The sequence below is a fragment of the Nocardioides marinisabuli genome (assembly GCF_013466785.1).
GTDB classification, from domain to species: Bacteria; Actinomycetota; Actinomycetes; order Propionibacteriales; family Nocardioidaceae; genus Nocardioides; species Nocardioides marinisabuli.
Window position 1 is genome coordinate 3336295 of the sequence record NZ_CP059163.1, and the last position, 25764, is coordinate 3362058.

Annotated in this window: 21 protein-coding genes and 3 pseudogenes; 8 read left to right on the top strand and 16 right to left on the bottom strand. The window is 70.5% G+C overall.

Annotation, left to right across the window (positions count from 1 at the left end; genetic code table 11):
- Positions 1–18 precede the first annotated feature (18 nt).
- A complete protein-coding gene (locus H0S66_RS16015; protein ID WP_218876352.1) occupies positions 19–363 on the top strand; it encodes a BtrH N-terminal domain-containing protein in 345 nt (114 codons plus the stop codon).
- Here H0S66_RS16015 and H0S66_RS16020 read toward each other — a convergent pair.
- The 4 genes and pseudogenes from H0S66_RS16020 to H0S66_RS16035 form a co-directional block, all read right to left on the bottom strand.
- Positions 309–1547, bottom strand: coding sequence for an IS256 family transposase (locus H0S66_RS16020; RefSeq protein ID WP_179616262.1), 1239 nt, complete (start codon positions 1545–1547; stop codon positions 309–311). The genes H0S66_RS16015 and H0S66_RS16020 overlap by 55 nt on opposite strands.
- Positions 1548–1668: 121 nt before the next feature.
- Positions 1669–2340: pseudogene (locus tag H0S66_RS16025) on the bottom strand (transposase); the annotation flags it as partial.
- Between the two features lie 332 nt (positions 2341–2672).
- Positions 2673–4988 carry an MMPL family transporter gene (locus tag H0S66_RS16030; RefSeq protein WP_179616263.1) on the bottom strand — a complete coding sequence of 772 codons (2316 nt, stop codon included), beginning with the start codon at positions 4986–4988 and terminating at the stop codon, positions 2673–2675.
- 38 nt (positions 4989–5026) lie between these two features.
- Positions 5027–5629 (bottom strand): TetR/AcrR family transcriptional regulator, encoded by a 603-nt coding sequence (locus H0S66_RS16035; protein WP_179616264.1) that lies wholly within the window; start codon positions 5627–5629, stop codon positions 5027–5029.
- A gap of 242 nt (positions 5630–5871) precedes the next feature.
- On the opposite strand from H0S66_RS16035, the gene H0S66_RS16040 reads away from it, so the two are divergent.
- Positions 5872–6336 (top strand): MarR family winged helix-turn-helix transcriptional regulator, encoded by a 465-nt coding sequence (locus H0S66_RS16040; protein WP_179616265.1) that lies wholly within the window; start codon positions 5872–5874, stop codon positions 6334–6336.
- Between the two features lie 218 nt (positions 6337–6554).
- Here the strand turns inward: H0S66_RS16040 and H0S66_RS16045 are convergent, their stop codons facing one another.
- Both H0S66_RS16045 and H0S66_RS16050 read right to left on the bottom strand, forming a co-directional pair.
- Positions 6555–7733 carry a cytochrome P450 gene (locus tag H0S66_RS16045; RefSeq protein ID WP_179616266.1) on the bottom strand — a complete coding sequence of 393 codons (1179 nt, stop codon included), beginning with the start codon at positions 7731–7733 and terminating at the stop codon, positions 6555–6557.
- Positions 7734–7755: 22 nt separating this feature from the next.
- The gene (locus H0S66_RS16050) at positions 7756–7971 is read right to left on the bottom strand and encodes an MMPL family transporter (protein WP_338037256.1); all 216 of its coding nucleotides are present in this window, start codon (positions 7969–7971) and stop codon (positions 7756–7758) included.
- 127 nt (positions 7972–8098) lie between these two features.
- Here H0S66_RS16050 and H0S66_RS16055 point away from each other — a divergent pair, with 127 nt between their 5' ends.
- Together H0S66_RS16055 and H0S66_RS16060 are read left to right on the top strand one after the other, a co-directional pair.
- On the top strand, positions 8099–8719 hold the full coding sequence (locus tag H0S66_RS16055; protein WP_166196716.1) for a TetR/AcrR family transcriptional regulator: 621 nt from the start codon (positions 8099–8101) through the stop codon (positions 8717–8719).
- A 453-nt stretch (positions 8720–9172) separates the two neighbouring features.
- Positions 9173–10455, top strand: a pseudogene (locus tag H0S66_RS16060) (IS256 family transposase).
- Between the two features lie 383 nt (positions 10456–10838).
- On the opposite strand, the gene glnA reads toward H0S66_RS16060, so the two are convergent.
- On the bottom strand, positions 10839–12263 hold the full coding sequence (gene glnA / locus H0S66_RS16065) for a type I glutamate--ammonia ligase (RefSeq protein ID WP_179616267.1): 1425 nt from the start codon (positions 12261–12263) through the stop codon (positions 10839–10841).
- 196 nt (positions 12264–12459) lie between these two features.
- Between glnA and H0S66_RS16070 the strand changes: the two genes are divergently transcribed.
- Positions 12460–12876, top strand: coding sequence for an RDD family protein (locus H0S66_RS16070; protein WP_179616268.1), 417 nt, complete (start codon positions 12460–12462; stop codon positions 12874–12876).
- A gap of 36 nt (positions 12877–12912) precedes the next feature.
- Complete coding sequence (locus H0S66_RS16075; protein ID WP_179616269.1) at positions 12913–13773, top strand: SCO4651 family lipoprotein; 861 nt, start codon at positions 12913–12915, stop codon at positions 13771–13773.
- A gap of 98 nt (positions 13774–13871) precedes the next feature.
- On the opposite strand, the gene H0S66_RS16080 is transcribed toward H0S66_RS16075, so the two are convergent.
- The 5 genes from H0S66_RS16080 to lipB all read right to left on the bottom strand — a co-directional run bounded on the left by H0S66_RS16080 (position 13872) and on the right by lipB (position 18408).
- Positions 13872–14579, bottom strand: coding sequence for a DUF4191 domain-containing protein (locus H0S66_RS16080; protein WP_179616270.1), 708 nt, complete (start codon positions 14577–14579; stop codon positions 13872–13874).
- Between the two features lie 51 nt (positions 14580–14630).
- On the bottom strand, positions 14631–15572 hold the full coding sequence (gene lipA, locus H0S66_RS16085) for a lipoyl synthase (RefSeq protein WP_179616271.1): 942 nt from the start codon (positions 15570–15572) through the stop codon (positions 14631–14633).
- Positions 15573–15637: 65 nt separating this feature from the next.
- Positions 15638–16636: a hypothetical protein gene (locus H0S66_RS16090; protein WP_179616272.1), complete on the bottom strand. Its 999-nt coding sequence runs from the start codon at positions 16634–16636 to the stop codon at positions 15638–15640.
- Positions 16633–17613 carry an ABC transporter ATP-binding protein gene (locus H0S66_RS16095; protein ID WP_179616273.1) on the bottom strand — a complete coding sequence of 327 codons (981 nt, stop codon included), beginning with the start codon at positions 17611–17613 and terminating at the stop codon, positions 16633–16635. Before H0S66_RS16095 ends, H0S66_RS16090 begins: the two co-directional genes overlap by 4 nt.
- 54 nt (positions 17614–17667) lie before the next feature.
- A complete protein-coding gene (gene lipB / locus H0S66_RS16100) occupies positions 17668–18408 on the bottom strand; it encodes a lipoyl(octanoyl) transferase LipB (RefSeq protein WP_179616274.1) in 741 nt (246 codons plus the stop codon).
- 65 nt (positions 18409–18473) lie between these two features.
- Here lipB and H0S66_RS16105 point away from each other — a divergent pair, with 65 nt between their 5' ends.
- Both H0S66_RS16105 and H0S66_RS16110 read left to right on the top strand, forming a co-directional pair.
- The gene (locus H0S66_RS16105) at positions 18474–18671 is read left to right on the top strand and encodes a hypothetical protein (RefSeq protein WP_180923662.1); all 198 of its coding nucleotides are present in this window, start codon (positions 18474–18476) and stop codon (positions 18669–18671) included.
- Positions 18622–18996 carry a hypothetical protein gene (locus H0S66_RS16110; protein ID WP_180923664.1) on the top strand — a complete coding sequence of 125 codons (375 nt, stop codon included), beginning with the start codon at positions 18622–18624 and terminating at the stop codon, positions 18994–18996. The genes H0S66_RS16105 and H0S66_RS16110 overlap by 50 nt, the downstream gene beginning before the upstream one ends.
- A gap of 26 nt (positions 18997–19022) precedes the next feature.
- Here H0S66_RS16110 and H0S66_RS16115 read toward each other — a convergent pair whose 3' ends face one another.
- From H0S66_RS16115 to sucB, 4 genes and pseudogenes are all read right to left on the bottom strand, one after another.
- Positions 19023–19928, bottom strand: coding sequence for a TIGR01777 family oxidoreductase (locus H0S66_RS16115; protein WP_179616276.1), 906 nt, complete (start codon positions 19926–19928; stop codon positions 19023–19025).
- A 273-nt stretch (positions 19929–20201) separates the two neighbouring features.
- Entirely contained in the window at positions 20202–20870 is a 669-nt protein-coding gene (locus tag H0S66_RS20675; protein WP_338037257.1) for an ATP-binding cassette domain-containing protein, read from the bottom strand.
- A 1409-nt stretch (positions 20871–22279) separates the two neighbouring features.
- Positions 22280–23647 (bottom strand): annotated as a pseudogene (locus H0S66_RS20680) (ATP-binding cassette domain-containing protein); the annotation flags it as partial.
- Between the two features lie 262 nt (positions 23648–23909).
- Entirely contained in the window at positions 23910–25745 is a 1836-nt protein-coding gene (sucB, locus tag H0S66_RS16125) for a 2-oxoglutarate dehydrogenase, E2 component, dihydrolipoamide succinyltransferase (protein WP_179616277.1), read from the bottom strand.
- Between the last annotated feature and the right edge of the window lie 19 nt (positions 25746–25764).

Here is a 25764-nt window from a genome sequence, read left to right on the forward strand (position 1 = left end):
GATGCGAAAGACGGCTTCATGACTACTAGTCATGCCGCCGCACAGGTGTCGCCCTACCCGCATCGGATCGGTGGGCACTGTGGGTCCGGCGCTCTGCGAGACCTGCTGGAGTGGGCCGGACTCGGATGGGACGGCCCTCCCAGCGAAGGTCTGGTGTTCGCTCTCGGCGGCGCGCTCGGTCTCTCCTATGTGCGCTCGGTAGGCCTTTTCCCACCCCTGTACCTGGTTGGCCGTGGCGGAGAGCTCGAGCTGGATCTGCCTCGGGCAGTGCCCCGCGGGGTGGTGGGCTTTGAGGTGATCCTCGGTGCCTACATGTCGCTGCTCTCGATGGCGGCGACGGGCTCAGTATCGCTGGTCTTGTAGAGCTTGGCCATGGAGCCCTCGGAGAGATAGTGGCGGTCGCCGGCGATCCACTCGTCGTGCATGTCGATCAGCACCGCGCCGACCAAGCGGATGACCGCGGCGGCATTGGGGAAGATCCCCACGACACGGCTACGGCGCTTGATCTCCTTGTTGATCCGCTCGAGCGGGTTGGTCGACCAGATCTTGCGCCAGTGCTCGCGCGGGAGGCCGGTGAAGGCGAGGACCTCGGCCTTCGCGCCGTCCATCAGCGGACCGAGCTTGGGGAACCGGGTAGCGAGCTCGTCACGGGTCTTGTCCCACGCCGCGTCGACATCCTCAGGGGTCGGTTGGGCGAAGATCATCCGGAACGCCGCGGCCACGTAGTCGGCCTGCCCCTTGGGCACGTGGGCGAGCAGATTGCGGGCGAAGTGGACCCGGCATCGTTGGTGCGCGACACCCTGGAAGGCCCGCTTCAACGCCTTGACCAGGCCTGCGTGCTGGTCGCTGATCACGAGTTTCACGCCGGTCAGGCCGCGCTGCTTGAGCGACAGCAGGAAGGCGCGCCAGAAGACCTCGTCCTCGCTGTCGCCGACGTCGAGGCCGAGGATCTCGCGTTCACCGGTGGCGGTGACACCCGTGGCCACGACCACGGCCATCGAGACGACCTGTCCGCCCTTGCCGGGGGCGTTGCGGACGTGGAGATAGGTCGCGTCCAGGTAGACGTAGGGGAACTCGACGTGGTCCAGGGCACGGGTGCGGAACGCGCCGACGGTCTCGTCCAGCCCCGCGCAGATCCGCGAGACCTCAGACTTCGAGACCCCGGTGCCGCCCATCGCTTCGACGAGGTCATCGACGCTGCGCGTGGAGATCCCCTGGACGTAGGCCTCCATCACCACCGCGTACAGCGCCTGGTCGATGCGACGGCGGGGCTCGAGGATGATCGGGAAGAACGACCCCTTGCGCAGCTTGGGGATCCGCAGTTCGACGTCGCCGGCCTTCGTGGTCAGCATCCGCGGTCGGTGACCGTTGCGCTCGGTCACACGCTCCTCGGTGCGCTCATAAGGCGCAGCACCGATGCGTTCGGCTGCCTCGAGCTCGATGAGCTCCTGCAACGCGACACGGACTGACTCACGGACCAGGTCGACGCCCTCACCGGCGCGGAACGCCTCGAGCAGCTCGGACAGGGCAGACTGGGGTAAGGCCATCGGTGTGGTCTCCTTCAGTGCGATTCTTGGTCGTTTCACACCGAAGATCCCGCCGGTGGCCGCCTACGTCACGCAGCCCCGCCGCTGACCCTCAAAACCCCACCACTCCACGGGACGTACCTGCGAGCCAGGTCTTGAACACCTTCTTGGACCGGCCCTCGACCATGTCCAACAACCGTGCTGGACCGGTGCCGGCGCGCACCGCGGTCAGGTCGATGACCACGGTGACGTACTTGTCGCCGCGCCTGGTGTGGCGCCACACGTGCTCATCGACCCCGATCGCGGTGACACCGTCGTAGCGGTGCTCGCCTTCGATCAGCACGCGTCTGCCTTCGGCCAGGACGGCGTTGTTGGCGGTGCCCCACGCGACCGCGAGGGCCTCGGCGACGCGGCTCATGGACAGGTGACCGACCACGATCGCCTCTAGTGCCCACCGCAGCCCGCGGCGCGAGAGCTTCGCCCGGGGCTCGGCAGCACGGCTGGTGTCTTGACGCCACACGCGACCGCATCCGGTGCAGCGGTAGCGGCGCACGGTGATGCGCAGCGTGGTGGGGCGCCACCCGAACGGCTCGTGGGCCAGCTCGCGGGTCACGGTGTCGCGCGGACGGCCTTCGGCTCCGCAGCGACGGCACCACCGTTCCAGGGAGCCTTCGGGTTCGACGACCTTGCAGGCCAGGACCGCCCGCTTCGGTTCGAGGCGTTGTCCGGTCACCACCAGCCCTAGCTCATCGAGGCGGCAGAAGGTCGTCAGATCAGCGCAGGCGAAGGCGCCCGCACGGGTAGCGTCGTGCACGTCGAGGTCTTTCGGGTGGCTGGCGTAGGAACCGCCATCTTCGAAAGACCTCGACCTCTATCCCGGCATCGACGCGCCGACCCCAGCCGCGTCGTCCGCTACACCCTCATCTGCGAAGAGCCACTAACCGGGCCGGAAAGTCCAGGTTGTCCGCTGGGTGAAGGGTCTGTTCCCTCCGGCAGATGAGGTCGACGCGCATCACGGGGTGGCGAAGAGATCGCAGCCTCTTGCTCCGCGGCCTTCTCCGCGCAGCGGATCCTGGAGCGCGAACCCGGCCGAAGCACGACGCACCTTTGGCGGTCTGTTCTCCATCAGCCTGGGATCTTGATGTCCTATCGGTCAGTGACTCCGGCCTGCTCGTCGAGCATGGTCAGGAGCTTGTCGCCCTCGATGTCGAGGTCCGGCAGTAGCCGGTCGAGCCAGGGGGGAAGCCACCATGCTCTGTCGTCGAAGACGGCCATGAGCGCCGGTACGAGGGTCAACCGGACGATGAATGCGTCGATCAGGATGCCGGCGGCGAGTGCGAAGCCGACCTGCTTGATCATGATGTCGTGGCTGAAGATGAAGCCGGAGAACACCGCGACCATGATGATGGCGGCTGCGACGACGACCCGGCTGGCGTGGTCGAAGCCGTGGACGACGCTTGGTCGCGCTGCCTGGCCGTGGATGTGTGCCTCGCGCATCGAGGAGACCAGGAAGACCTCGTAGTCCATGGCGAGTCCGTAGAGGATGCCGGTCACGATGATCGGCATGAAGCTCATGAGCGGACCGCCGGTGTCGAAGCCGAAGAGTTCGCTGACCCAGCCCCACTGGAAGACTGCGGTGGTGGCACCGAAGGTGGCCAGGATGCTGAGCAGGAAGCCGGCTGTGGCCTTGATCGGGACGACCACCGAGCGGAAAACGACCATCAGAATCAGGACGGAAAGCACGATGATGATGCCGAGGTAGAGCGGAAGCACGCTGGCGATCTTGTCGGACATGTCGATTCCGATGGCGGTGAAGCCGGTCACGCCCAACTGCACCTGGTTGTCCTGGGCGATCGCGCTGTCGCGCTCGCGAAGTGACTTCACGAGGTCGCTGGTCGCCTCGTCGCTGGGGCCTGAGGTGGGGATGATGCTGAACACGGCGAGGTCGCCGGCCTCGTTGATGCCGACGGGGGTGGCCAGCACGATGTCGTCTCGGTCCTGGAACCCAGTGATCAGTTTCGCGGTCAGCTCGGGGGTGACACGTCCTGCGGTGCCGGTGGGCTCTGCGGTGACTAGGAGGGGGCCGTTGAATCCCTCACCGAAGCCTTGGGAGACGGCCTCGTAGCTCTGCCGAGCGGCGGTGTCCTGGTTCGCGGTCGCGCCGGAGGGGATGCCCAGGTTCATGCTGGCTGCGGGGATCGCCATCACGCCCAGGATCGCGACCACGCCGGCGATGACGGGCCACCTGAACCTGATCACAGTCTTCACCCAGTGGTCGGCGACGCTGTGCGACTCCGCGTCCTCCTTGGCGCGGCGCCGGCCTCGGGCCTTGTCCGAGCAGATCCGCTCCCCGACTAGGCCTAGCAGCGCGGGCAGCAGGCTGAGGGCGATGAGCACTGCCAGGGCCACCGTGGACGCAGCGACCAGGGCCATAGTCGACAACGTCGCGATGCCGATGACGGTCAGGGCGGTCAGCGCGATGAGGACGGTCAGGCCGGCGAAGAACACGGCGCTGCCCGCAGTGCCGACTGCTCTGCCGGCTGCCTCCCGGGCGGTGAGCCCTCGGTCGAGGATCAGCCGTCGCTGCCGGTTGACGACGAAGAGCGCGTAATCGATGCCGACCGCGAGGCCGACCATGAGACCCAGGACGGGGGTGGCGGAGTTCATCTCGAAGACCGTCGAGAGCGCGTAGGCGCCACCCACGCCGATTCCGACCCCGACGAGCGCTGTGATCAGGGGCAGGCCGGCCGCGATCAGGGAACCCAGGGTGAGCACCAGCACGAGGGCAGCGACGGCGAGACCGATCACCTCGCCGATGCCGACGGGGATCTCGAGTGCCTTGAGCGAGTCGCTCGGGAGAACGGTGATCCCCGTTCCCTGCTCGGCGCGCTCTACCACCTCGACCACCGAGGAGACGTCGTCATCGGTCAACGAGGTCGAGGCGACCGTGAACTGGAACTGGAACAAGGCGACCTGTCCGTCCGAGGACACCAGCACGCCAGGCACTGGGGCCCCGTCCACCACGAGCGGCTGATACGGAGGCGCCTGCTGGTCCGACCCGGCTTGGGGATCGACCGGTGCATTCTTTCGCGGAGTGTCCGCTGGGTCCTCTTCAGCGCCACCCAGCGCGGCGTCGAGGGGGTTGACGACCTTCTCGAGGTCGTAGACGTCGCTGACGGTGCCGCTGATGACCGCGAGTCGCTTTGGAGTGTCCAGGCGCTCACCGTCCGGTGCAGTGAAGACCACGCTGGCCTGACCCCCCGAGGCCTCAGGGAGCTCATCGGCCACGCGGTCGAGCACGGTCTGGGCCTGGGTGCCCTCGATCTTCATCTCGGAGCTGACGCTCACGCCGTTGATTGCCACGGCACCGACGACCGCGGCGAGGACCGCGACCCAGCCCGCGATGAAGAGCCACGGCCTGCCGAACGCGGTTTGTCCGAGCCGGTACAAGATGGTGGACATGGGTCGGGTTCTCCTTGGGGGCGAGAAGCGGCGGGCGTCTAGAGGCCGTGGCGCAGGTAGTCGAAGGTGAGGTCGAGGAACGAGCTGTAGTCCATCGACGTAGGGGTGGCGTCGCTCTCGCCGTCCAGGTGCACGTCGAGAGTTCCTTCCAGGGCAGCCATGACAGCGCCGTACACGGCGCCGAACAGCAGAGGTACGTAGACGGCGGGGTACCGGTCCCCGGCTGTCGACCCCAAGAGTTCCTGGGCAGTGTGGCGCATGCGTTGCTGAACGCCTAGGACGTAGGGCTCCAGGGTCGGGTACTCCCGCGCCATCGCCATCAGCTCGCGCATCCTCACCAACGTGTCCGCAGTGAGCTGATCCTTCATGACGGCCAGGAGGGCATCGAGCAACGGCAGATCCGCGGGCAGGCCGGCCAGGATCGCGCTGGCGTCCTCGACACCACCGAACGCGACTGACGCGACTGCCTCCTCCTTGCAGGAGAAGTGGTTCGCAAACGTGCGACGCGAGTAGCCAGCACGCTGCACGAGATCCGCGGTGACGAACCCGAACAGCCCGCGCTCACGGGTCAGCTCGAAGGCGGCTTGGGCGAGCGCCCGTCCCGTCGCCTCGCGCTTGAGGTCCCGCAACCCACGATCCATGCCCTGAGTATGACGCCTGTTGCCCAATAAGCAACATTGCCTATTGAGCAGTTAGATACCCATTGTTGCCGCTGGCCCAGCAGTTGTCCGTCGAGGGCAGGCCGGTAGCGTGACGCCACATATGGTCGCCGATCGCCCTCGGCGCCGGTGTTGTCAATGAGTGGCCATGGACTACGGGAGCTCGTATGGGTGCTGGTGGTGAAGTGGTCAGTGCGGACAGCGGAAGCCAGTTCGCTGATGCGGTGCTGGCTCTGCTCGCGGTCGCGCGGCGGACCAGGGGACGCCTGCAGCCGCTCTGCGAAGACGTCACCGTGCCGCAGTTGGTCTTGCTGGATGCTGTGCAGATCTGCGGCCTTGAGGGCATCGGCGCCATTTCGACGTACACGCTGTTGAGCCAGCCGACGGTGACCCAACAGGCGGCCAGCCTGGAAAGCGCAGGTCTGCTGCGCCGCATCCCGGCTGAGGACGACCGCCGACGGCGGGTGCTGACGCTCACCGAACGAGGCCAGTCCGGCTGCGATGGCCATGGCAGCCCAGTCGTTACGAGCGGTGGCCAGCACGGCGTGGGCAATGACGTCGGTGGGCGGGTCCCCCGCCATCTCGTCTATGACTTTGCGTACGCCCGAGTAGATCCGGGAGGCGTGCCGCCAGGCTTCGATGACGGCCTCCCTGCGGTCTTCAGGGTCGTCGACGAGGCCGCGTTCTAGGGATGCCACGAGACGGGTGTGCCAGCGGAGCAGGAGCGCGTTCGCGAGGTCCTCCACATTGTTGAAGTAGGTGTCGGTGCCTTCGATGTTGGTGGGGATTTGCCCATCGTTTCGGGTGAGGATGGCCTCGATCAGATTGTGGAGGACTGTTGCGCGGCTCGGCTTGGGTCGGTCCTTCGCGGGTACTCTTTCGTGGGACTGGATGGTGAGTGGCTGACCTACTGAATGGGTAGCGATGCGAACCCGCGGATCGGGCCTGAGCGGAGTCGGACCGCGGAGTCGATGTCGACATCCCAGTCACGGCGGCGGGTGAGGAGTGCTCGCAGAGCGATGCGTGCTTCGAGGCGGGCCAGGGATGCGCCGAGGCAGAAGTGGATGCCGCGCCCGAACGCGACTTGTCGTTCGGGGCCACGGTGGATGTCGAAGTGGTCTGCGTCGGGGAACGCGTGGTCGTCGCGGTTGGCTGAGCCGAAGAGCAGCAGCGCGGTGTCGCCGGCTGCCATAGCCTGCCCGTGCAGATCGACCTGTCGGGTCAGGGTGCGTGCCAGGCCCTGGACCGGTGAGTCGTAGCGAAGCAGCTCTTCGACGGCTGCTGGCACGAGTTCGGGCTCGTCGGCCAGAGCGCGTCGGTCCTCAGGGTGTTGGGCGAGGATGACAGCGCTGTTGGACAGCAGGTTGGTCGTCGTTTCGTGCCCGGCGACGAGCAGCAGCAGGCAGAAGCCGAGAAGTTCTTCCTCGGTGAGGTGCTCGCCGTCCACCTCGGCTTGGACGAGCGCTGTCATGAGGTCGTCTTGGGGGTGCGCGCGTCGGTCAGCGAGGAATGCGGAGAAGTACTCGTAGAGGGCTGCAGCGGCGTCCAGCCCGGCGCCGAATTCGCCTCGCACCGGGTTGGACTGGATCAGGGTGGTGGACCAGGTCCGAAAGCGGTCGCGGTCTTCACGCGGCACGCCGAGCATGTCGGCGATCACGATCGCGGGCAGAGGTCCGGAGAACTCGGAGACGAAGTCCCAGGTGCCGGTCTCGGGGGTTGTGGCGAGGAGGTCGTCGACAAGGGTCTGGATGTGTCCTTCGAGCCCTGCGATGCGACGCGGGGTGAAGGCCTTGCTGACGAGTTGGCGCAGCTGCGTGTGCCGGGGTGGGTCGCTCATGATGAGCATGGGCAGGAACAGCTCGGTCATGTCCACGCCGGGTGGGGTGGGGAAGATGCCGGACGCCGAGGAGTACGTCGTTGGGTCGGCCAGGGCCGCCGAGACGTCTTCGTGCCTGCTGAGCACCCAGGTGCTTGCCTCCGGCGACCAGTGCGCCGGGGCGTGATCGCGAAGCTGCCGATAGACGGGGTAGGGATCCTCCATCACTGTGGGGTCGAACGGGCTGTAGGTGAGCTGCTGGCTAGTCATGACTTCTCTCTGGTCATCGGGTTCACGGGTGCCTGGGAGGTGTTGGGGCTGGCTCTACGGCTGCCGGTGCGTGGGCCGGCCGGGGGTGTGGCCACCAGCTGCCCTCCTCGAACAGCGCGGCGCAAGCCGGGACGACGAGAGTGCGCACGACGAACGTGTCGAGAAGGAGCCCGGCCGCGACAGCGAAGCCGGTCTGGGCGAGCGCATCGACCGGTGAGAACAGCAGTCCCGGCCCGATCGTCTCGACTCACTGAACACAACCGATCGTCTAGATCACTGGTTTGTACTTCCAGTACAACATACGATGTGCACGACGTCGATACCGCACGGCCGCACCGGCGGGCGGCAGAGAACAGAGGTGCGTGATGAGGAAGCTGCCGGCGAAGCTGGCCAGCCAGTTGTACGGCGCGGCCGAGCTGATCGCGGAGCGCGGTCTGGACGGCACCAAGATCGAAGACATCGCCGAGGCCACCGGCATCCCGAAGGCCACGATCTACTACCACCTCGACGGCAAGAACGCCGTGCTGGAGTTTCTCCTCAGCGACCTGCTGGACATGATCGCCGGCGCCGTCGGCGTTGCCGTCTTGAGCGCCGAGGATGCGCGGACTCGACTCGAGGCCGCTGTCGTGGCGCAGCTGGGGGTAATGCTCGAGCACCCGTTCCTGTGTCGGGCACTGGTCGGCGACCTTGGGCGCGCGACTCGGCTGCCCGAGCTGGCGCTGGCATTGCGGGCTGCGTTCTACGAACCGATCGAGCAGTTGTTGGCCGACGGCGTGGCTGATGGGTCGCTACGCCAGGTCCCCAACCCGGGCGCCGTGGCCTTGAGCGTCTTCGGTGCCATCACGGTCGCCGGCCTCACTGCGGCGGTGGAGGGGCCATCTGACGACCCGTCCGCAGACGCAGTGCGCTTGTCTGCGTCGATCAGCGAGTTGATCTTCGACGGCCTGGCGACGCGTCCCCGTCGCGCTGACGACAAGCCCCAGTGACCAACCGGAGTGATCTCCGCACGTTATCGACAGCGGAAGCGGCTTCCGTGCGCTCCGGCCGGAAGGGCTTTCCAGGCAATGACCGGGCCTTCGTGCAGGACAGGTGCGGGCGCGCATGCTGGTCGGAGGACTTGTCCATGCGAGTCGCGGAGGCGACCAGGTCAAACCGAGCTACGAGCACCGAGCCGAGTCGCATATAGTAGGCGTATCGCGGCGCCGGGCGTTCGTTCGGGCCGAGGTGCTTCAGGATCCGGCCGGTCGAGTCAGCTGTGCGCAGCGTGATGGGCACCCGTCCGTCGAGTTGGGTGGCGTTCCAGTTCATCTTGGAGAGAGTGGAGTCCAGCAGAGTGGTGTACGACGACCTGAGTGAGCGCGTGCCTCCAACGTAGGCGCGGCCACCGGGTGAATCCTTCGAGTGAACCTCTCACAGCACTCTCGAACGGAGCCATCACGATGACCGCTTCATCCAGTATCAACCAGGTCGACCCTGCCCTGATCAAGACGCTCGACCCGGGCGAGTTCCTCCACGAGCAACTCGCCCAGGCGTCCCCGGACCTGATGCGCGAGCTCCTCGCAACGTTCGTCAACTCGCTGCTCGGTGCCGAGGCCGACGCGGTGTGCGGAGCCGCCTACGGCTCTCGTGCGCCCGAGCGGGTCAACTCTCGCAACGGCTACCGCCACCGCGACCTCGACACCCGCGTCGGCACCATCGATGTCGCGATCCCCAAGCTGCGCACGGGGACGTACTTCCCTGAGTGGCTCCTCGAGCGACGACGTCGCGCCGAGGCGGCCCTGACGAGCGTGGTGGCGACCTGCTACCTCCTGGGCGTCTCGACGCGGCGGATGGACAAGCTCGTGCAGTCGCTCGGCATCACCGGTCTGTCGAAGTCGCAGGTCTCGGTGATGGCCGCCGATCTCGACGCTCACGTCGAGGACTTCCGCACTCGACCCCTCGATCAGGGTCCGTACACATTCGTCGCTGCCGACGCCCTGACCATGAAAGTGCGTGAAGGCGGCCGGGTCAGGAACGTCTCGGTCATGGTCGCCACCGGCGTCAACGCCGATGGACACCGCGAGATCCTCGGGATCCAGGTCGCGACCGGTGAGACCCACGCCGGCTGGCTGGGGTTCTTCCGCGACCTCGTCGCCCGCGGCCTGTCCGGCGTCGCACTGGTCACCTCAGATGCCCACGCCGGGGGCTCGTTGAGGCCATCGACGCCACGTTGCCCGGGGCGGGCTGGCAGCGGTGCCGTACGCATTACGCCGCGAACCTGATGGCGGTGTGCCCGAAGTCGGCGTGGCCCGGGGTGAAGGCGATGCTGCACAGCGTCTACGACCAGCCCGACGCTGTCGCGGTCCACGCGCAGTTCGACAAGCTCCTCGACTCCGAGCTCGTCACCTCGCTGCCCGCAGTCCTCGAGCACCTCGACAGTGCCCGCGACGAGATCCTGGCCTTCACCGGCTTCCCGAAGGAGATCTGGCGACAGATCTGGTCGAACAACCCCAACGAGAGGCTCAACCGCGAGATCCGGCGGCGCACCGACGTCGTAGGCATCTTCCCCGACCGCAACGCCATCATCCGACTCGTCGGCGCCGTCCTGGCCGAGCAGCACGACGAATGGGCCGAAGGTCGCCGCTACCTCGGACTCGACGTCCTCGCCCGCTCCCGGATGAGCCTGATCACCAACCCTGCCGACGAATCACCGATCAACAAGGAGGTCGCCATCAGCGCCTAACGACACGCCCGACGAAGGATTCGTTTCGTACACCACGCCCAGGGACTTGACCGTCCGACGGCGGCATGGGAGCGATCACGTCGGCGGAAACGATGTGGCAGCAAGATGACTCGGGCATCGCGGCGGTGGTTGCCCAACTGTGCGATGCCAGGCTGGTGGCTCGGGCAACCGACCCGGGCCGCGACCTACCCGAAGAGTCCCCTGAGGACCGTGTGGCAGGAGATGGCGCTACCCAAACTGGTACCGGATTTGTAACAGACGAGCGGCTACCAACAGCAAACGCCGCCGAACGACCGAAAGGTCGTTCGGCGGCGTTTGTGCAGGTCAGCGCCTGTTCTTTGCGGTCGTTCGGCGTTCCTGAATGACCGCAGCCGGAGGCCCGGTTAGATGTCGTAGTACAGCTCGAACTCGTGCGGGTGCGGGCGGGCCTGCACCGGCGCGATCTCGTTGGTGCGCTTGTAGTCGATCCAGGTCTCGATCAGGTCGGGCGTGAAGACGTTGCCGGCCGTCAGGAACTCGTGGTCGGCCTCGAGGGAGTCGAGGACGGCGTTGAGCGAGGTCGGGACCTGGTCGATGTCGGCCATCTCGTCCGGCGGGAGCTCGTAGATGTCCTTGTCGACCGGGGCGGGCGGCTCGATCTTGTTCTTGATGCCGTCGAGGCCGGCGAGCAGCAGCGCCGAGAAGGCGAGGTAGGGGTTCGCCGACGGGTCGGGGCAGCGGAACTCGACGCGCTTGGCCTTCGGGTTCGAGCCGGTGATCGGGATGCGCACGCAGGCCGAGCGGTTGCGCTGGGAGTAGACCAGCGAGATCGGGGCCTCGAAGCCGGGGACCAGGCGGTGGTAGGAGTTCACCGTCGGGTTGGTGAAGGCCAGCAGCGACGGGGCGTGCTTGAGCATGCCGCCGATGTAGTAGCGCGCCATGTCGGACAGGCCGCCGTACCCGGTCTCGTCGTAGAACAGGGGCTCGCCCTCGTTCCAGATCGACTGGTGCACGTGCATGCCCGAGCCGTTGTCGCCGAAGATCGGCTTGGGCATGAAGGTCGCGGTCTTGCCGTTGCGCCAGGCCGTGTTCTTGATGATGTACTTGAACTTCATCACGTCGTCGGCGGCCTTGAGCAGCTCGTCGAAGCGGTAGTTGATCTCCGCCTGGCCGGCGGTGCCGACCTCGTGGTGGGCGCGCTCGACCTGCAGGCCGGCCCGCTCGAGCTCGATGACCATCTCGTCGCGCAGCTCGCCGAAGTGGTCGGTGGGGGCGACGGGGAAGTAGCCGCCCTTGTACTTGACCTTGTAGCCGCGGTTGTCGTTCTCGAACGCGTCACCGGTGTTCCAGGCGCCGGCCGAGGAGTTGATCTCGTAGAACCCGGCGTTGGCCTTGGTCTCGAAGCGCACGTTGTCGAAGACGTAGAACTCGGCCTCGGGGGCGAAGAACGCCTGGTCGCCGATGCCGGTGGTGGCCATGTAGGCCATCGCCTTGCGGGCGATGTTGCGCGGGTCGCGCGAGTAGGCCTCGCCCGAGATCGGGTCGTGGATGAAGAAGTTCACGACCAGCGTCTTCGCGGCCCGGAAGGGGTCGATGTAGGCCGTGGTCGGGTCCGGGAACAGCGACATGTCGGACTCGTGGATGGCCTGGAAGCCACGGATGGACGAGCCGTCGAAGCCGAGGCCGTCGTCGAAGACCGACTGGTCGAAGGACGACACCGGGACCGTGAAGTGCTGCATGACGCCGGGCAGGTCGCAGAAGCGCACGTCGACCATCTCGACGCCCTCGTCCTTGATGTACTTGAGCAGCTCCTCGCTGTTCTGGAACATTCGTCCTCCTTGGCCGTCCCCGTCGGACGACCGGCAGATCTGAGAGTGGACACCCGCGGCGACGATGCCTCGGACGATGCGCTCACCCTACGAGTGAGGCAGTTTCCAGACCGTATCGGACGTGTTTCCCCCATGTAACAGACGTCCAAGTCTCCCGCCCGGTCCGAGCCGCGGCACCGGTCTCTAGGCTGGGCGGGTGAGCCCCACCAGCGCGCCGAGCGTCGAGACCGCCTCCTGGACCCGCCGCGTCGTCGCCCTCGTCGTCGACTGGGCCGCCTGCACGCTCGCGGTCACCCTCTTCACCCCGGTGTACGGCGCCGACGCCGACCCGGCGTCCGGCTTCTACGTGCTCGGCGTCTTCGTGCTCGAGTCGGCGCTGTTCACCGCGCTGCTCGGCGGCTCCTTCGGCAAGATCGTGACCCGCCTGCGGGTGGTGCGCTCGTACGGCGACCCGCGGCCCCCGGCGCTGCTGCCCGCGCTGGCCCGCCAGCTGCTGGTGGCCCTGGTCGTCCCGCCCCTGGTCTTCCGCCCCGACGGCCGGGGCCTGCACGACCTCGCCGCCGGCACCTCCACCGTCACGATCGAGACGTTTCGCCGCCTGGCCGGACGGTGAGACTCTGGGGACAGCACCCCCTCCGAGAGGCACACCATGAAGCGCACCCCGACCTGGCGGCGTACCGCTGCCGCCGCCGTCCTCCCGCTGGCCCTCACCGGCCTGGCCGCCTGCGGCGGTGACGACGAGGCGGAGAACGCCGAGGACACCAGCGCGTCGGCGCAGATCGAGGACGAGGCCGACGAGGAGGCCGGCGAGGAGGTCGGCGACCTCGTGGCGGGGGAGACGGTGCCCAACCAGGAGTTCGTCGACCTGATGACCTCCTCCTTCGAGGACTCCACCACCGCCCGCACCACCATGACCTCCGAGACCGCCGGCGTGGAGGTCAGGGCCGAGGGGGTCGTCGACTACACCAGCGGCACGCCGGCGGTGCAGATGACGATGACCAGCGCCGAGATGGGCGACGAGCCGATCGAGATGATCATGGTCGACAACGTGATCTACATGCAGGTGCCCGACCTGGGCGGCAAGTACCTGTCGATGGACCTCGACGAGCCGGGCAACCCGCTGGGCCCGATGATGACCGACTCGATGGACCCCTCGAAGCAGGCCGAGATGATGGAGGCCGGGCTCGAGAGCGTCACCTTCGTCGGTGAGGAGGACGTCGACGGCGAGTCGATGGAGCGCTACACCGCCGTGGTCGACCCGAGCGCCACGCTCCGCGACATGGAGGGCCTCGAGGACCTCCCGCAGGACATGCTGCCCGAGGAGATGTCGTACGACGTGTGGTTCGACGACGAGGGCCACATGCGGAGGATGGTCGTCGAGATGGGCGACCTCGGCGCCACCGACATGCGCATGGACGACTGGGGCACCGAGGTCGACATCGAGGCGCCGCCGGCCAAGCAGGTCACCACGATGAAGGACATGATGGGCGGCTCGAGCCAGATGGGCTGAGCCCGTCGGGGCGACCCGAGGACGACGAAGGGCGGCGAGGTCGATGACCTCGCCGCCCTTCGCTGCGTCTTGCTGGTGCTGCCGGCGTCGTACGACGCTCAGCGCCCGCGCATGTTCTGGCGCATGCCCTTCATGCTGGTCGGCACCGGGCCCTTGGGCAGCGGCACCGCGGGGCGGCTGGCGTCGAGCGCCTTGAGCCGGGCACGGATGTCGGTGATGTCGGCGGGGCGGACCTCGCGCTTCATCTTGCGCAGCTTCTTCATCAGCTGCGGCAGCGGCACCTGGCCCTCCTCGCGGCCCACGACGATCTCGTGGACGGGGGTCTCGGCGACGACCCGCTCGTGCTTGCGCCGCTCACCGGCCATCAGCGCGCGCAGCCGCGAGCCGTTGCCCTCGCCGACCAGGATGATGCCCGGAGGGCCCACGACGCGGTGCACGACGTCCTGCTGGCGGTTGAAGGCCACGGCGGTCTCGGTGTGCCAGCCGCGCTTGAGCATGTTGAGCGAGGCCGCGGCGGCGCCGGGCTGGCCCTCCATCTGGCTGTACGCCGAGGCCTGGGCGCGGCGGCTGAAGAGGATCAGCGCGCCCAGGGTGCCGAAGAGGATGCCGCCGATGACGGAGAGCACCCACTCGATCGCGCCGCTGCCCGGCAGGATCTTGAAGACCAGGAAGCCGAGGGCGCCGGTGACGAGGAACGTCAGCAGGAGCCACAGCCCGATGCGCGGGTCGGTCCTCTTGGTGATCCGGTAGGTCTCGGCGAACTGCTGGCGGCGGTTCATCGACGACGCGTCGGTCTGCTTGGCCATGCGGAAGCGTGCCTCACTCGGGTCGGCCCGGGGACGTCCCGCGGGCGGGGTTCAGACGGCGGCGCCCTCTCGCGCCTCCATCGCCTGACGGTACAGGCGCCCGGCCCGGTACGACGAACGGACCAGCGGTCCGGACATGACGCCGGAGAACCCGATCTCGTCGGCCTCGTCCTTGAGCTCGACGAACTCCTCGGGCTTGACCCACCGCTCGACGGGGTGGTGGCGGGCCGAGGGGCGCAGGTACTGGGTGATCGTGATGAGCTCGCAGCCGGCCTCGTGCAGGTCGCGCAGGGCCTGGCTGACCTCCTCGCGGGTCTCGCCCATGCCCAGGATCAGGTTCGACTTGGTGACCAGGCCGAAGTCGCGGGCCTGGGTGATGACGTCGAGGGAGCGCTCGTAGCGGAACGCGGGACGGATGCGCTTGAAGATCCGCGGCACCGTCTCGACGTTGTGGGCCAGCACCTCGGGACGGCTCTCGAAGACCTCCTGGAGGAGGTCGGGCTTGCCGTTGAAGTCGGGGATCAGGTTCTCGACGCCGGTCTCGGGGTTGAGCTCGTGGATCACCTTGACGGTCTCGGCGTAGAGCCAGGCACCGCCGTCGGGCAGGTCGTCGCGCGCGACCCCGGTGATGGTGGCGTAGCGCAGCTGCATCTTCTGCACCGACTCAGCGACCCGGCGCGGCTCGTCGCGGTCGAGCGGCTGGGGCTTGCCGGTGTCGATCTGGCAGAAGTCGCAGCGCCGGGTGCACTGGTCGCCGCCGATGAGGAAGGTGGCCTCGCGGTCCTCCCAGCACTCGAAGATGTTGGGGCAGCCGGCCTCCTGGCACACGGTGTGCAGGCCCTCGCCCTTGACGAGGTTCTGCAGCTCCTTGTACGCCGGGCCCATCTTGGCGCGGGTCTTGATCCACTCCGGCTTGCGCTCGATGGGGGTCTCGGCGTTGCGGACCTCGAGTCGGAGGAGCTTGCGGCCTTCGGGTGCAGGTGCCTCAGTCACGCGCTCGACTCTACGCCGCCGCCCCAGCAGCGGCCGAGTCGGCGTGCGCTCGGGGCACCCGGCGCTCAGGGCACGTCGCGGCGGCGGTAGGAGACCAGCGAGACCACGCCGGCGCCGAGCAGCAGCACGCCCAGGTAGGCGCCGCCGTCGGTGGCGGTCAGGACCCGCTCCCCGTCGCACTCGAGGCCCCGGCCGCCCCGGCGCGAGAAGCACTCCTCGGGCAGGCTGCTCTCGTCGTAGTAGCGCAGCTCGTTGGTCACGAACGCCACCAGGTTGAGCTGCGGCTGCCAGCGCTCGGTGCTGCCGCCGCCGCTGCCGAGCAGGCCGATCAGGGTGCCGCCCAGCACCGAGACCGCGAACAGCACGCCGATCGTGGCGACGGTGCTGCGGAAGAGCATGGTGAGGGCGTAGCCGCCCAGCGCGGCGGCCGCCGCGAGCACGGTGCCGCGGGCGACCAGCTCGAAGCCGTCGCCGACGACGCCCTCGCCGACGGGGAGGCCGCGGGACCCTGCGAGCGCCCACAGGCCCGCCCAGTACGCGGCGAGCACGACGCCGGCGACCAGCAGCCCGGTGAGCGTGACGACGACGGCCTTCGCGGCCCACACCCGGGAGCGGCGTGGCTCGAAGAGCAGCTGGTTGCTCATCGACCCCGAGCTCCAGTCGTGGCCCACGAAGGTGGTGCCCACCAGCAGCATCAGCAGGCTCACGACGGCGACCACGCCGAGCACCGAGCCCTCGCGGGTCTCGGCGTCGAGGCGCAGCGTCGGGCGGCCGCCGTACCACTCGAGGACCTGGGCGCGGCAGGCCTGCTCGACCAGCGCCGTGTCGGTGGAGGCGGGCGCGGGGTAGAGGTAGTTGCCGGGGTCGCGCCCGCAGCGGCGCACCTCCTTGGCGGCGTACCGCTCGGAGAGGAGTCGCTCCTGCTCGGCCTCGGAGACCGGTCGGGTGTCCCAGGCGGTGGCCGCGAGGACCAGCGCCGGCACCCCGACCGCGGCGACGAGCAGCAGCACGACCGCGCGGCGCCAGCGCAGCCGGGTGGCCTCGACCGCGACCAGCGCCCTCATGCCGCACCGCCCGTGGTGGCCTGCCCCAGCGTGTCGTCGGCGGTCAGCTCGAGGAAGTAGCTCTCGAGGTCCTGGCGCTGGGCGGAGAGCCCGGCCAACCAGATCCCGGCCTCACCCAGCAGCCGGGTCACCTCCGCCGGGGCCTCGGTGTCGACCAGCAGGGAGTGCTCGTCGGGGCCGGGGCGGGTGGTGTGGCCGGCCGCGTCGAGCAGCCGCCGCGCCTCGCCGGGCGAGGCCACGTCGACGCGGTACGCCGACCCGCCGGCCAGCAGGTCGGCCACGGTGCCCGAGGCCAGCAGCCGGCCGTTGCCGATGATGGTGGCCGAGGTGCAGACCTGCTGGACCTCGGCGAGGATGTGCGAGGAGAGCAGCACCGTGACGCCGCGCTCACCCAGGTCGCGGATGGTGTCGCGGATCTCGCGGATGCCCGCCGGGTCGAGACCGTTGGTCGGCTCGTCGAGGATCAGCAGCGCCGGGTCCTTGAGCAGCGTCGCGGCGATCGCCAGGCGCTGCTTCATGCCCAACGAGTAGGCGCGGAACCGGTCGCCGTCGCGGCCGGTGAGCCCGACGGTCTCGATGGCCTCGTCGACGCGGGCATCGGGCCCGCCGATGGAGCGGGAGAGCAGCAGCAGGTTCTGCCGAGCCGTGAGGTTGGGCGAGAACTTCGGCGACTCCACCACCGCTCCCACCCGTCCGATGACGGCCGGCAGCTCGTCGGGCACCGGGCGCCCGAAGAGACGCATGGTGCCGCTGGTGGCGGCCGCCAGGCCCAGCAGCATCCGGATGGTGGTGGTCTTGCCCGAGCCGTTGGGGCCCAGGAAGCCGTGCACGCCACCGGCCGGCACCGCCAGGTCCAGGCCCTGCACCGCCACGCGGGTCTGCCCCTTGCGGGTGCGGAACTCCTTGCGCAGCGCGGTGGTCTCGATGATCAGGTCGTGCCGGGTGTCGACGACCCCGAGGTCGCTCGTGGTGCTCACCAGCGGAGCGTGGCAGAGCCTCGTCCCTTTACCCGGGCGACGCGCCGGACCGGCTCAGCCGCCGGGGGTGACCAGCTCGATGCGCGGAGCGCGGCCCGGCTCGGGGCGCGGCTCGTAGTCGGGGGTGGCGGTGTAGTCGCCCCAGGCGAGCATCTCGGTGAGGTGGTCCTGCAGCACCGGCAGGGCCTCCTGGACGCCGACGCGGCGGCCGGTCTCGAGGCTCAGGGTCGTGACCCCGGCGTCGGCGATCCCGCAGGGCACGAAGCGGTCGTACCAGCCCAGGTCGACGTCGCAGTTGAGGGAGATGCCGTGCATGGTCACGCCCCGGCTGACCCGGATGCCGATCGCGCCGATCTTGCGCTCGCCGGCCCGCTCGTCGGCGCGCAGCCAGGCGCCGCTGCGGCCCGGGACGCGGGCGGTCTCGACCCCGAAGTGCGCGCAGGTGGCGATCATCGCCTCCTCCATGCGGCGTACGAAGTCGACGACCTTGACGTGGTCGGGCAGCGCGACGATCGGGTAGGCCACCAGCTGGCCGGGGCCGTGGAAGGTGATCTTGCCGCCGCGGTCGACGTCGATGACGGGCGCGCCGCCGGGGTCGAGGGGACGCTCGTGGGCGTCGGTGCGCTTGCCGGCGGTGTAGGTCGGCGGGTGCTCGAGGAGCAGCACGGTGCCGGGCCGCTCGCCGGCCACGACCTGCGCGTGCACCTCGCGCTGGAGCTCCCAGGCGGCCAGGTAGTCGACCGCGTCGGGCCCCAGCCCGGCCACCTCGAACTGCACGCTCTCCTGCTCGCTCATGCCGGCGAGCCTACGCCTGTGGACAGCGTTGTTGGCCGCGGGCTCGGCCGGGTAGGAGGTGGGGCATGGGTCCCCTCGCCGCGCTCGTCCGCGCCTGCTCGCCGCTGCTGCTGACCGTCGTCCTCGTCGGCGTCGGCACCGCTCCCGCCGCCGCGGTGCCGGGTGGCCCGGAGGTCCGGGCGGTCCCGACCCGGGGAGCGGCACGCGCGCTCGGTGCTGGCCGCGTGGGACGAGCAGCGGGCCGCCGCCTGGGGCAGCGGTGACGGCGCCGCCCTCGCCCGGCTCTACGTCGCGGGCTCGGGGGCCGGCCGGCGGGACCGGCAGATGCTGGCGGCCTGGAGCGGGCGGGGCCTGCGGGTGCGCGGGATGGCCACCCACGTGCTGGCGCTCGACGTGGTCGAGCGGCGCCCGGCGTACCGGCCGAGGCTGCTGCGGTTGCGGGTCACCGACCGGCTGGTGGGCGCGGTGGCCGTCGGCGGCGGCGTACGACGGGTGCTGCCGACGGACCGGGCGACGACCCGGTCGGTGGTGCTGCGGCGCAGCGGGGGAGCGTGGCGGGTGGAGTCGGTGCGGCTGCTGGGCTGGTGAGGGCTGGTGAGGGCTGGTGGACGCCCTCAGTCGCGGGCCGCGAGACCGGAGGACACGACCGCCGCGACGTCGGGGTCCTGGAAGCCGTAGCCGACCTCCCGCAGCGCCGCGGGGCTGACGTTGAGCGAGCCCAGCAGCTCGGGGGCCATCTTGCCCGCGGCGACCCGCAGCAGCGGTGCCGGCACGGTCGCGAAACTGGGCCGGCTCAGCGCCGAGGCCAGGGTCTCGGTGAACTCGGCGTTGGTCGGCGTCGTCTCGCAGCACAGGTTGAACGGCCCCGAAGCGCTCTCGTGCTCGGCCAGGTGCACCACGGCGCCGATCCAGTCGCGCAGCGAGATCATCGCCATGTGCTGGCGCCCGCTGCCCAGCCGGCCGCCCAGGCCGAGCTTGAAGAGCGGCACGAGCTGCTTGAGGGGAGGGCTGCGCCGGTCCATCACCGGGGAGGTGCGCAGCACGCAGACCCGCGAGCCCGCGGCGGCCGCGGGCTCGGTGACCTCCTGCCACTCGCGGCTGACCTGGGTCAGCAGCGCGTCGCCGCGGCTGTCGGAGGCCTCGGTCAGCGGCTGGTCGCCGTGGTCGCCGTAGAACGCGATCCCGTTGCCGGCCAGGAACGCCGGCGGCTCGTCGGCCCCGGCGATCACCTCGGCGAGCAGCCGGGTGGTGCGCACCCGGCTCTCACGCACCTCGCGCGCCCACTTCTGCGAGTGCACGTTGCCGATCAGCGGCGCGCCCGCCAGGTTGACCACCACGTCGGCGCCGGCGACCAGGTCGCGGTCGACCACGCCGGCGTACGGGTCCCAGGTCGACGCGTCGGGCTTCTCGCTGGGACTGCGCACCAGGCGGGTGACGCGGTGCCCGCGCTCGCGCAGCGCGGCGGTGAGGTGGGTGCCGAGGAAGCCGGACGACCCGGCCATGACCACATGCAGGCTCATGCCCCGAGCCTGCCACGCCTCGTCGCCACCCACCCTCACCCGGCCCAAACTTCCCACCGACCCGGCCCATACTTCCCACCGACCCGGCCCGAACTTCCCACCGACCCGGCCGAAACTTCCCACCGACCCGGCCCAAACTTCCCGCTGACCCGGCCCGAACTTCCCGCCGACCCGGCCCGAACCTGCCGTCCGGAGGTTCGGGCCGGCTCGACGCGAGATTCGAGCCGGGTCGGGGTGAAGTCTGGGCCTGGTCAGCGTGAGATCTGCGCCGGGTCAGCCGGCGAGGTGGCGCCAGCGGGGGGCCAGCTGCGACCAGGGCCCGCTGGCGGCCACGGTGCCGTCGACCAGCACCACGACCCGGTCGGCGCGGGCCAGGGCGGCGGTCTTGGAGGTGGCGCCGACGACGGTGGTGCCGCGCTCGCGCAGCGACTCCCACAGCTCGACCTCGGTGGCCGCGTCGAGCGCCGAGGACACGTCGTCGGCCAGCAGCAGCTCGGAGTCGCAGGCCAGCGCCCGCGCCAGCGCGACGCGCTGCACCTGCCCGCCCGAGAGGCGTACGCCGCGGTGCCCGACCAGCGAGTCGGGCCCACCGGCCTCCTCGACGTCGCGGCCCAGGCGGGCGGCCGCGATGGCGGGCTCGACCTGCCGGTCGGGGTGGTCGAGCCGGATGTTGTCGCGGAACGTGCCCGACAGCACCCGGGGCACCTGCGCCACGTGGGCGACCCGGCCGGGTCGCAGCTCGGTCTCGGGGTCGTCGAGCAGCCGGTCGTTCCAGCGCACCTCGCCGCGGGTGCTGACCAGCCCGGCCAGCGCCGCGAGGAGGCTGGACTTGCCGGAGCCGACCTGACCGAGCAGCAGCACCAGCTCGCCCCGCTCGACGCGCAGGTCGATGTCGTGGGCGCCGACGGTGCCGTCGTCGTGCACCGCGGTGAGCCCGCGCACCTCCAGGGTGCGCAGCTCTCGCGGCCGCCGCGGCGGGGGCGGGGGAGACGCCGGCGACCAGGTCGACGCCCGGCGGCTCGGCCATCAGGTCGCCGCCGCCGGCCAGGCGGCTGGTCTCGTGCATCCAGGCGCGGGTGCCCGGGGCCTCGGTGACCACCGAGCCGGCCACCCGGCCGAACCAGTCGAAGCCGGCGACGGCGTTGGCGACCAGCAGCGCGGTGGCCAGCCCCCAGCCCTCGGCGACGTAGACGCCCCACGCGGCGACCACGCCGAGCTGGACCATCACGATCGGGACGCCGTCGAGCAGCGCCTGCACCCGGTGCTCGCGCACCGCGGCCTCGACGCGCCCGGAGTCGACCTCGCGCAGGTGCTGGTGGACCGCCGGGGTGGCGGCGGCGAGCTTGACGGTGCGCACCGACTCCAGCGCCGAGACCAGCGAGCGGCCGAAGCGCGCCCGGGCGGCCGACGACGCGGCGGCGGAGCGACCGGCGACCCGGCGCCCAGCGAGGAGGCCAGCGCCGAGGCGACCATACGGTCAGCAGCACCCCGCCGGCCAGCAGGCTGCGGGCGAGCGCCGCGGTCAGCGCCACGATGATCAGCCCGTTGACCAGGTCGACCCAGCGGTCGGCGTAGCGCGCGAGCCGGTCGGCGTCCATGGCGCGGGCCACCACCTCGCCCGGCGGCGTGCGGGTCAGCCGTCGCTGCTCGGTCTGGCCCTGCAGCACCGCCGCGCGCACGCGCAGCATCACCGCGACCCACCAGCGTGGGTAGACCTTGAAGGCCAGGGCCAGCAGCAGCGGCGCGACCATCAGCGAGGCCACCAGCGCCACCACCAGCCCGAGCGGGCGACCGCCCTGCTGCAGGTCGGTGACCAGCAGCCCCCAGACCCACCCGGTGACCGCGCCGAAGGCACCGGTCAGCGCCGAGACCGTGAAGAGCCCGGCGCCGACGAGGCCCCAGCGCGGCTCCACCAGCAGCGCGTTCCAGATGGTGCGGCTCAGGCTGGGCAGCGGTCGCAGGGTGGGCGCCTCCGGCGCCTGGCCCGTACGCCGCGCGCTGCCGATGTCGGCGTCGCGTGCGGCCTGGTGGGCCGCGGCGTGGCTGTCGTCGAGGTCGTGCTCGTGCGCCTGCTCGGTGGCCGAGGCCTCGAGCAGGTCGCGGAACGCGCCGGGCTCGCGGGCCAGCACGGCCCGGGGGCCCTGCTGCACGACCCGGCCGGCCTCGAGGACCGCCACCTGGGAGGCACGCTCGGTGGTGCCGAGGCGGTGGGCCACCAGCAGGCCGGTGCGACCGGTCAGCAGCCGGTCGGCGGCCCGCACCACCCGGGCCTCGGTGACCGGGTCCATCCGGGCGGTGGCCTCGTCGAGCACCACCACCCGCACGTCGCGCACCAGCAGCCGCGCGAAGGCGACCAGCTGCTCCTCGCCGGCGGACAGGGTGGTGCCCCCGGGGCCCAGCGGGGTGTCGAGCCCCTGGGGCAGCCCGGCGACCCAGCTCTCCAGCCCGAGCTCGGTGACCGCGGCCTCGACGTCGGCGCGCGAGCCGTGCGCGAAGAGGGCGATGTTCTCGGCGAGGGTGCCGGCCAGGATCTCGGTGCGCTGGGTGACCACGCCGACGGCGCTGCGCAGCGCCTGCAGGTCGAGCTCGAGCACGTCGCGCCCGCCGAGCAGCACGCTGCCGGGCTCGGGGTCCACGGCGCGCGAGACCAGCGAGGCGAGCGTCGACTTGCCGGAGCCGGTGCGGCCCACGAGCGCGCAGGTGGTGCCGGCGGGCACGGTGAGCTCGACGCCCTGCAGGGCGAACGGGCCGGTGCCGTAGGAGAAGTGCAGGTCGCGCAGGTGCAGGTCGAGCGGGCCCGGCGCCAGCGCCGCGCCGCCGGTGGGCTCGGCCTCGGCCCCGAGCAGCTGGCGCAGGCGCAGCACCGCGCCGTAGCCGGCCTGCAGGTCGGGCAGGTGCCGGGCGAGCTGGTCGACCTGGCCCACGAAGGTGGTGGTGACTAGGAACAGCGTGACCAGCGCGGCGGTGCTGAGCCGGTCGTCGAGCACCAGGGCGACGCCGACGACGGCGGTGCCGGCGAGCATGGCGTGCAGCAGCGTGCCGGTGCGGCGACCGACCTGGCTCTCCAGCGTGAGGACCTCGGCGAAGCGGGCGTGCACGGTCGCGGCGAGCTCGGTGCAGCGGCGTACGAGGTGGGCTTGGCCCAGCGTGGTGCGCAGGTCGTCGCGGGCGGCGATGCCCTCCTCCATCGCGGCCGCGTGGTCGGTCCAGGCCATCTCCTCGACGACCTTGCGCTCGGAGATCTGCGGCAGCAGCGGGCGCACCACCGCGACGGCGGCGACCCCGGCGAGCGGGAACAGGATGAACGCCGGCCACCAGGTCAGGCCGGCGACCAGCCACAGCGGCCCCGAGGCCAGCAGCGTGCGGATCGCCATCCACACGCTCTGGCGCAGCAGCGAGCCGACCTCGTGGGTGTCGTCGTCGACCCGGTCGAGCACCTCGCCGACCGCCTGCTCGTCGAGCGCGGCCAGCGGCTGCAGCATCGCGGCGTCGAGCAGGTCGGCGCGCAGGCGGCCCTCGGCCCGGTCGGTGACCCCGGCCCAGATGGTGCGCCCCACCGAGTCCAGCACCGCCGCGCCGACCACGCAGAGCGCCAGCAGCCACACCAGGGGGACCGTGGCCTCCTCCGCGAGCCGGCCGGCGACGGCCGAGCCGACCGCCGTGCCGACGGCGCCGAGCAGGGAGCCGAGCAGCGCGAGCACCGCCCACGGGCTGCGCATCCGGCGCCAGTCGACGGGTCGTCGCTGGGCCGGCGGGCTGGTGGGCGGAGGGGTCTGGGTAGGCGCGGGGTGGGCGCCGAGATCGGTCACAGTCACGGTGCCCCCGACGGTATGCCCTGACCGGCCCGGGGCGCCTCTCAATTTCAGGGCACCGCCCGTCTGCGACGAGAGCCGTCCGGGGCCGCTGGGACGCACCACGCCCCGCCCGGGTGGCCCGGGCGGGGCGTGGTGGGTGCTGCTGGGTCGTGCTGGGGAGCGGTGCTCAGACCTCGAACTGGCCGCTCTCGAGGCGCTGCTTGACCTCCTGCAGGAACCGGCCGGCGTCGGCGCCGTCAACCAGGCGGTGGTCGTAGGTCAGCGCCAGGTAGACCATGTGGCGCACCGCGATGGTCTCGCCCAGGTTGGGGTCGTCGATGACGACCGGGCGCTTGACCACGGCACCGGGGCCCAGGATCGCGACCTGCGGCTGGTTGATCACGGGGGTGTCGAAGAGCGCCCCCACGCTGCCGAGGTTGGTGATCGTGAAGGTGCCGCCCGACAGCTCGTCGGGGCCGATCTTGTTGGTGCGGGTGCGCTCGGCCACGTCGCCGATCTTGCGGGCCAGGCCCGAGATCGACAGGTCGCCGGCGTCCTTGACCACCGGGGTGATCAGGCCCTTCTCGGTGTCCACCGCGAACGCGAGGTTCTCGCGGTCGTAGTAGGTGACCTCACCGGCCTCGGTGTCGATCGTGGCGTTCAGCGAGGGGTGCTGCTTGAGCGCGTCGACCGTCGCCTTGGCGAAGAACGGCAGGTAGGACAGCTTGACGCCCTCACGGGCCAGGAAGTCGGCCTTCTTGGCGTCGCGCAGACGGGCGATGTTGGTGACATCGACCTCGATGACCTGCGTGAGCTGGGCCGAGACCTGCAGCGACTCGACCATGCGCGAGGCGATGATCTTGCGCAGCCGCGAGAGCTTCTCGGTCTTGCCGCGCAGCGGCGAGGGGCTCGAGGGCGCCGGGGCGCCGCCCGAGGACGCCGCCGGGGCGGCGGGGGCCGACGAGGCGGCCGGGGCGACCGGCTCCTCCTTGGCCTTCGCGGCCTCGAGCACGTCCTGCTTGCGGATGCGCCCGCCGACACCGGTGCCGGTGACGTCGTTGAGGTCGACGCCGTGCTGGCCGGCCAGCTTGCGCACCAGCGGGGTCACGTAGCCGGGACCGTCGCCGGAGCTGCTCGAGGAGCTGCTCGAGGAGCTGCTGGTGGAGGAGTCGGGCTTCTCCTGCTCCTTGGTCGGCTCGGGCGCCTTCTCCTGGGCCGGCTTCGCCTCCTGCTTCGGCTCGGGCTTCTTCTCCGGCTCGGGCTCCGGCTCGGGCTCGGGCTCGGGCTCCGGCTCGGGCTCCGGCTCGGAGTCGCCGCCGGCGGACCCGTCGCCGATGACGGCGAGCTCGGCGCCGATCTCGACGGTCTCGTCCTCGGAGACCTTCACCTCGAGCAGCGTGCCGGCCACGGGGGAGGGGATCTCGGTGTCGACCTTGTCGGTGGAGATCTCCAGCAGCGGCTCGTCGACGGCGACCTCGTCACCGACCTGCTTGAGCCAGCGGGTCACGGTGCCCTCGGTGACCGACTCGCCCAGCTCGGGCAGGGTCACCGTGGTGCCGCTGCCGCCGGACCCCGACCCCTTGGTGGCGGCGGCCGGCTTCTCGGTCTCCTCGAGCGGCTTGTCGTCGGACTTGGCCGACTCGGGGGTCTCGTCGCCGGGGGGCAGGTCGCCGGTCTCCTCGGCGACCTCCTCCTCCTGCTCGGCCTTCTTCTCGGCCTCGTCGTCGTCGGCGGGCTCCGCCTCGGGCGTGGCGGTGTCGTTGCCGGAGTCGCCGGCCGACTCGCCCTCGTCGCCGATCACGGCCAGGAGCGCGCCCACCTCGACGGTGTCGTCCTCCTCGGCCTTGATCTCGAGCAGCGTGCCCGCGACCGGGCTGGGGATCTCGGTGTCGACCTTGTCGGTGGAGATCTCCAGCAGCGGCTCGTCGACGGCGACCGTGTCGCCGACCTGCTTCAGCCAGCGCGTGACGGTGCCCTCGGTGACGGACTCACCCAGTTCCGGGAGGTTGACTTCGGTGGCCAATGCAGTTCCTTCGCTCGCG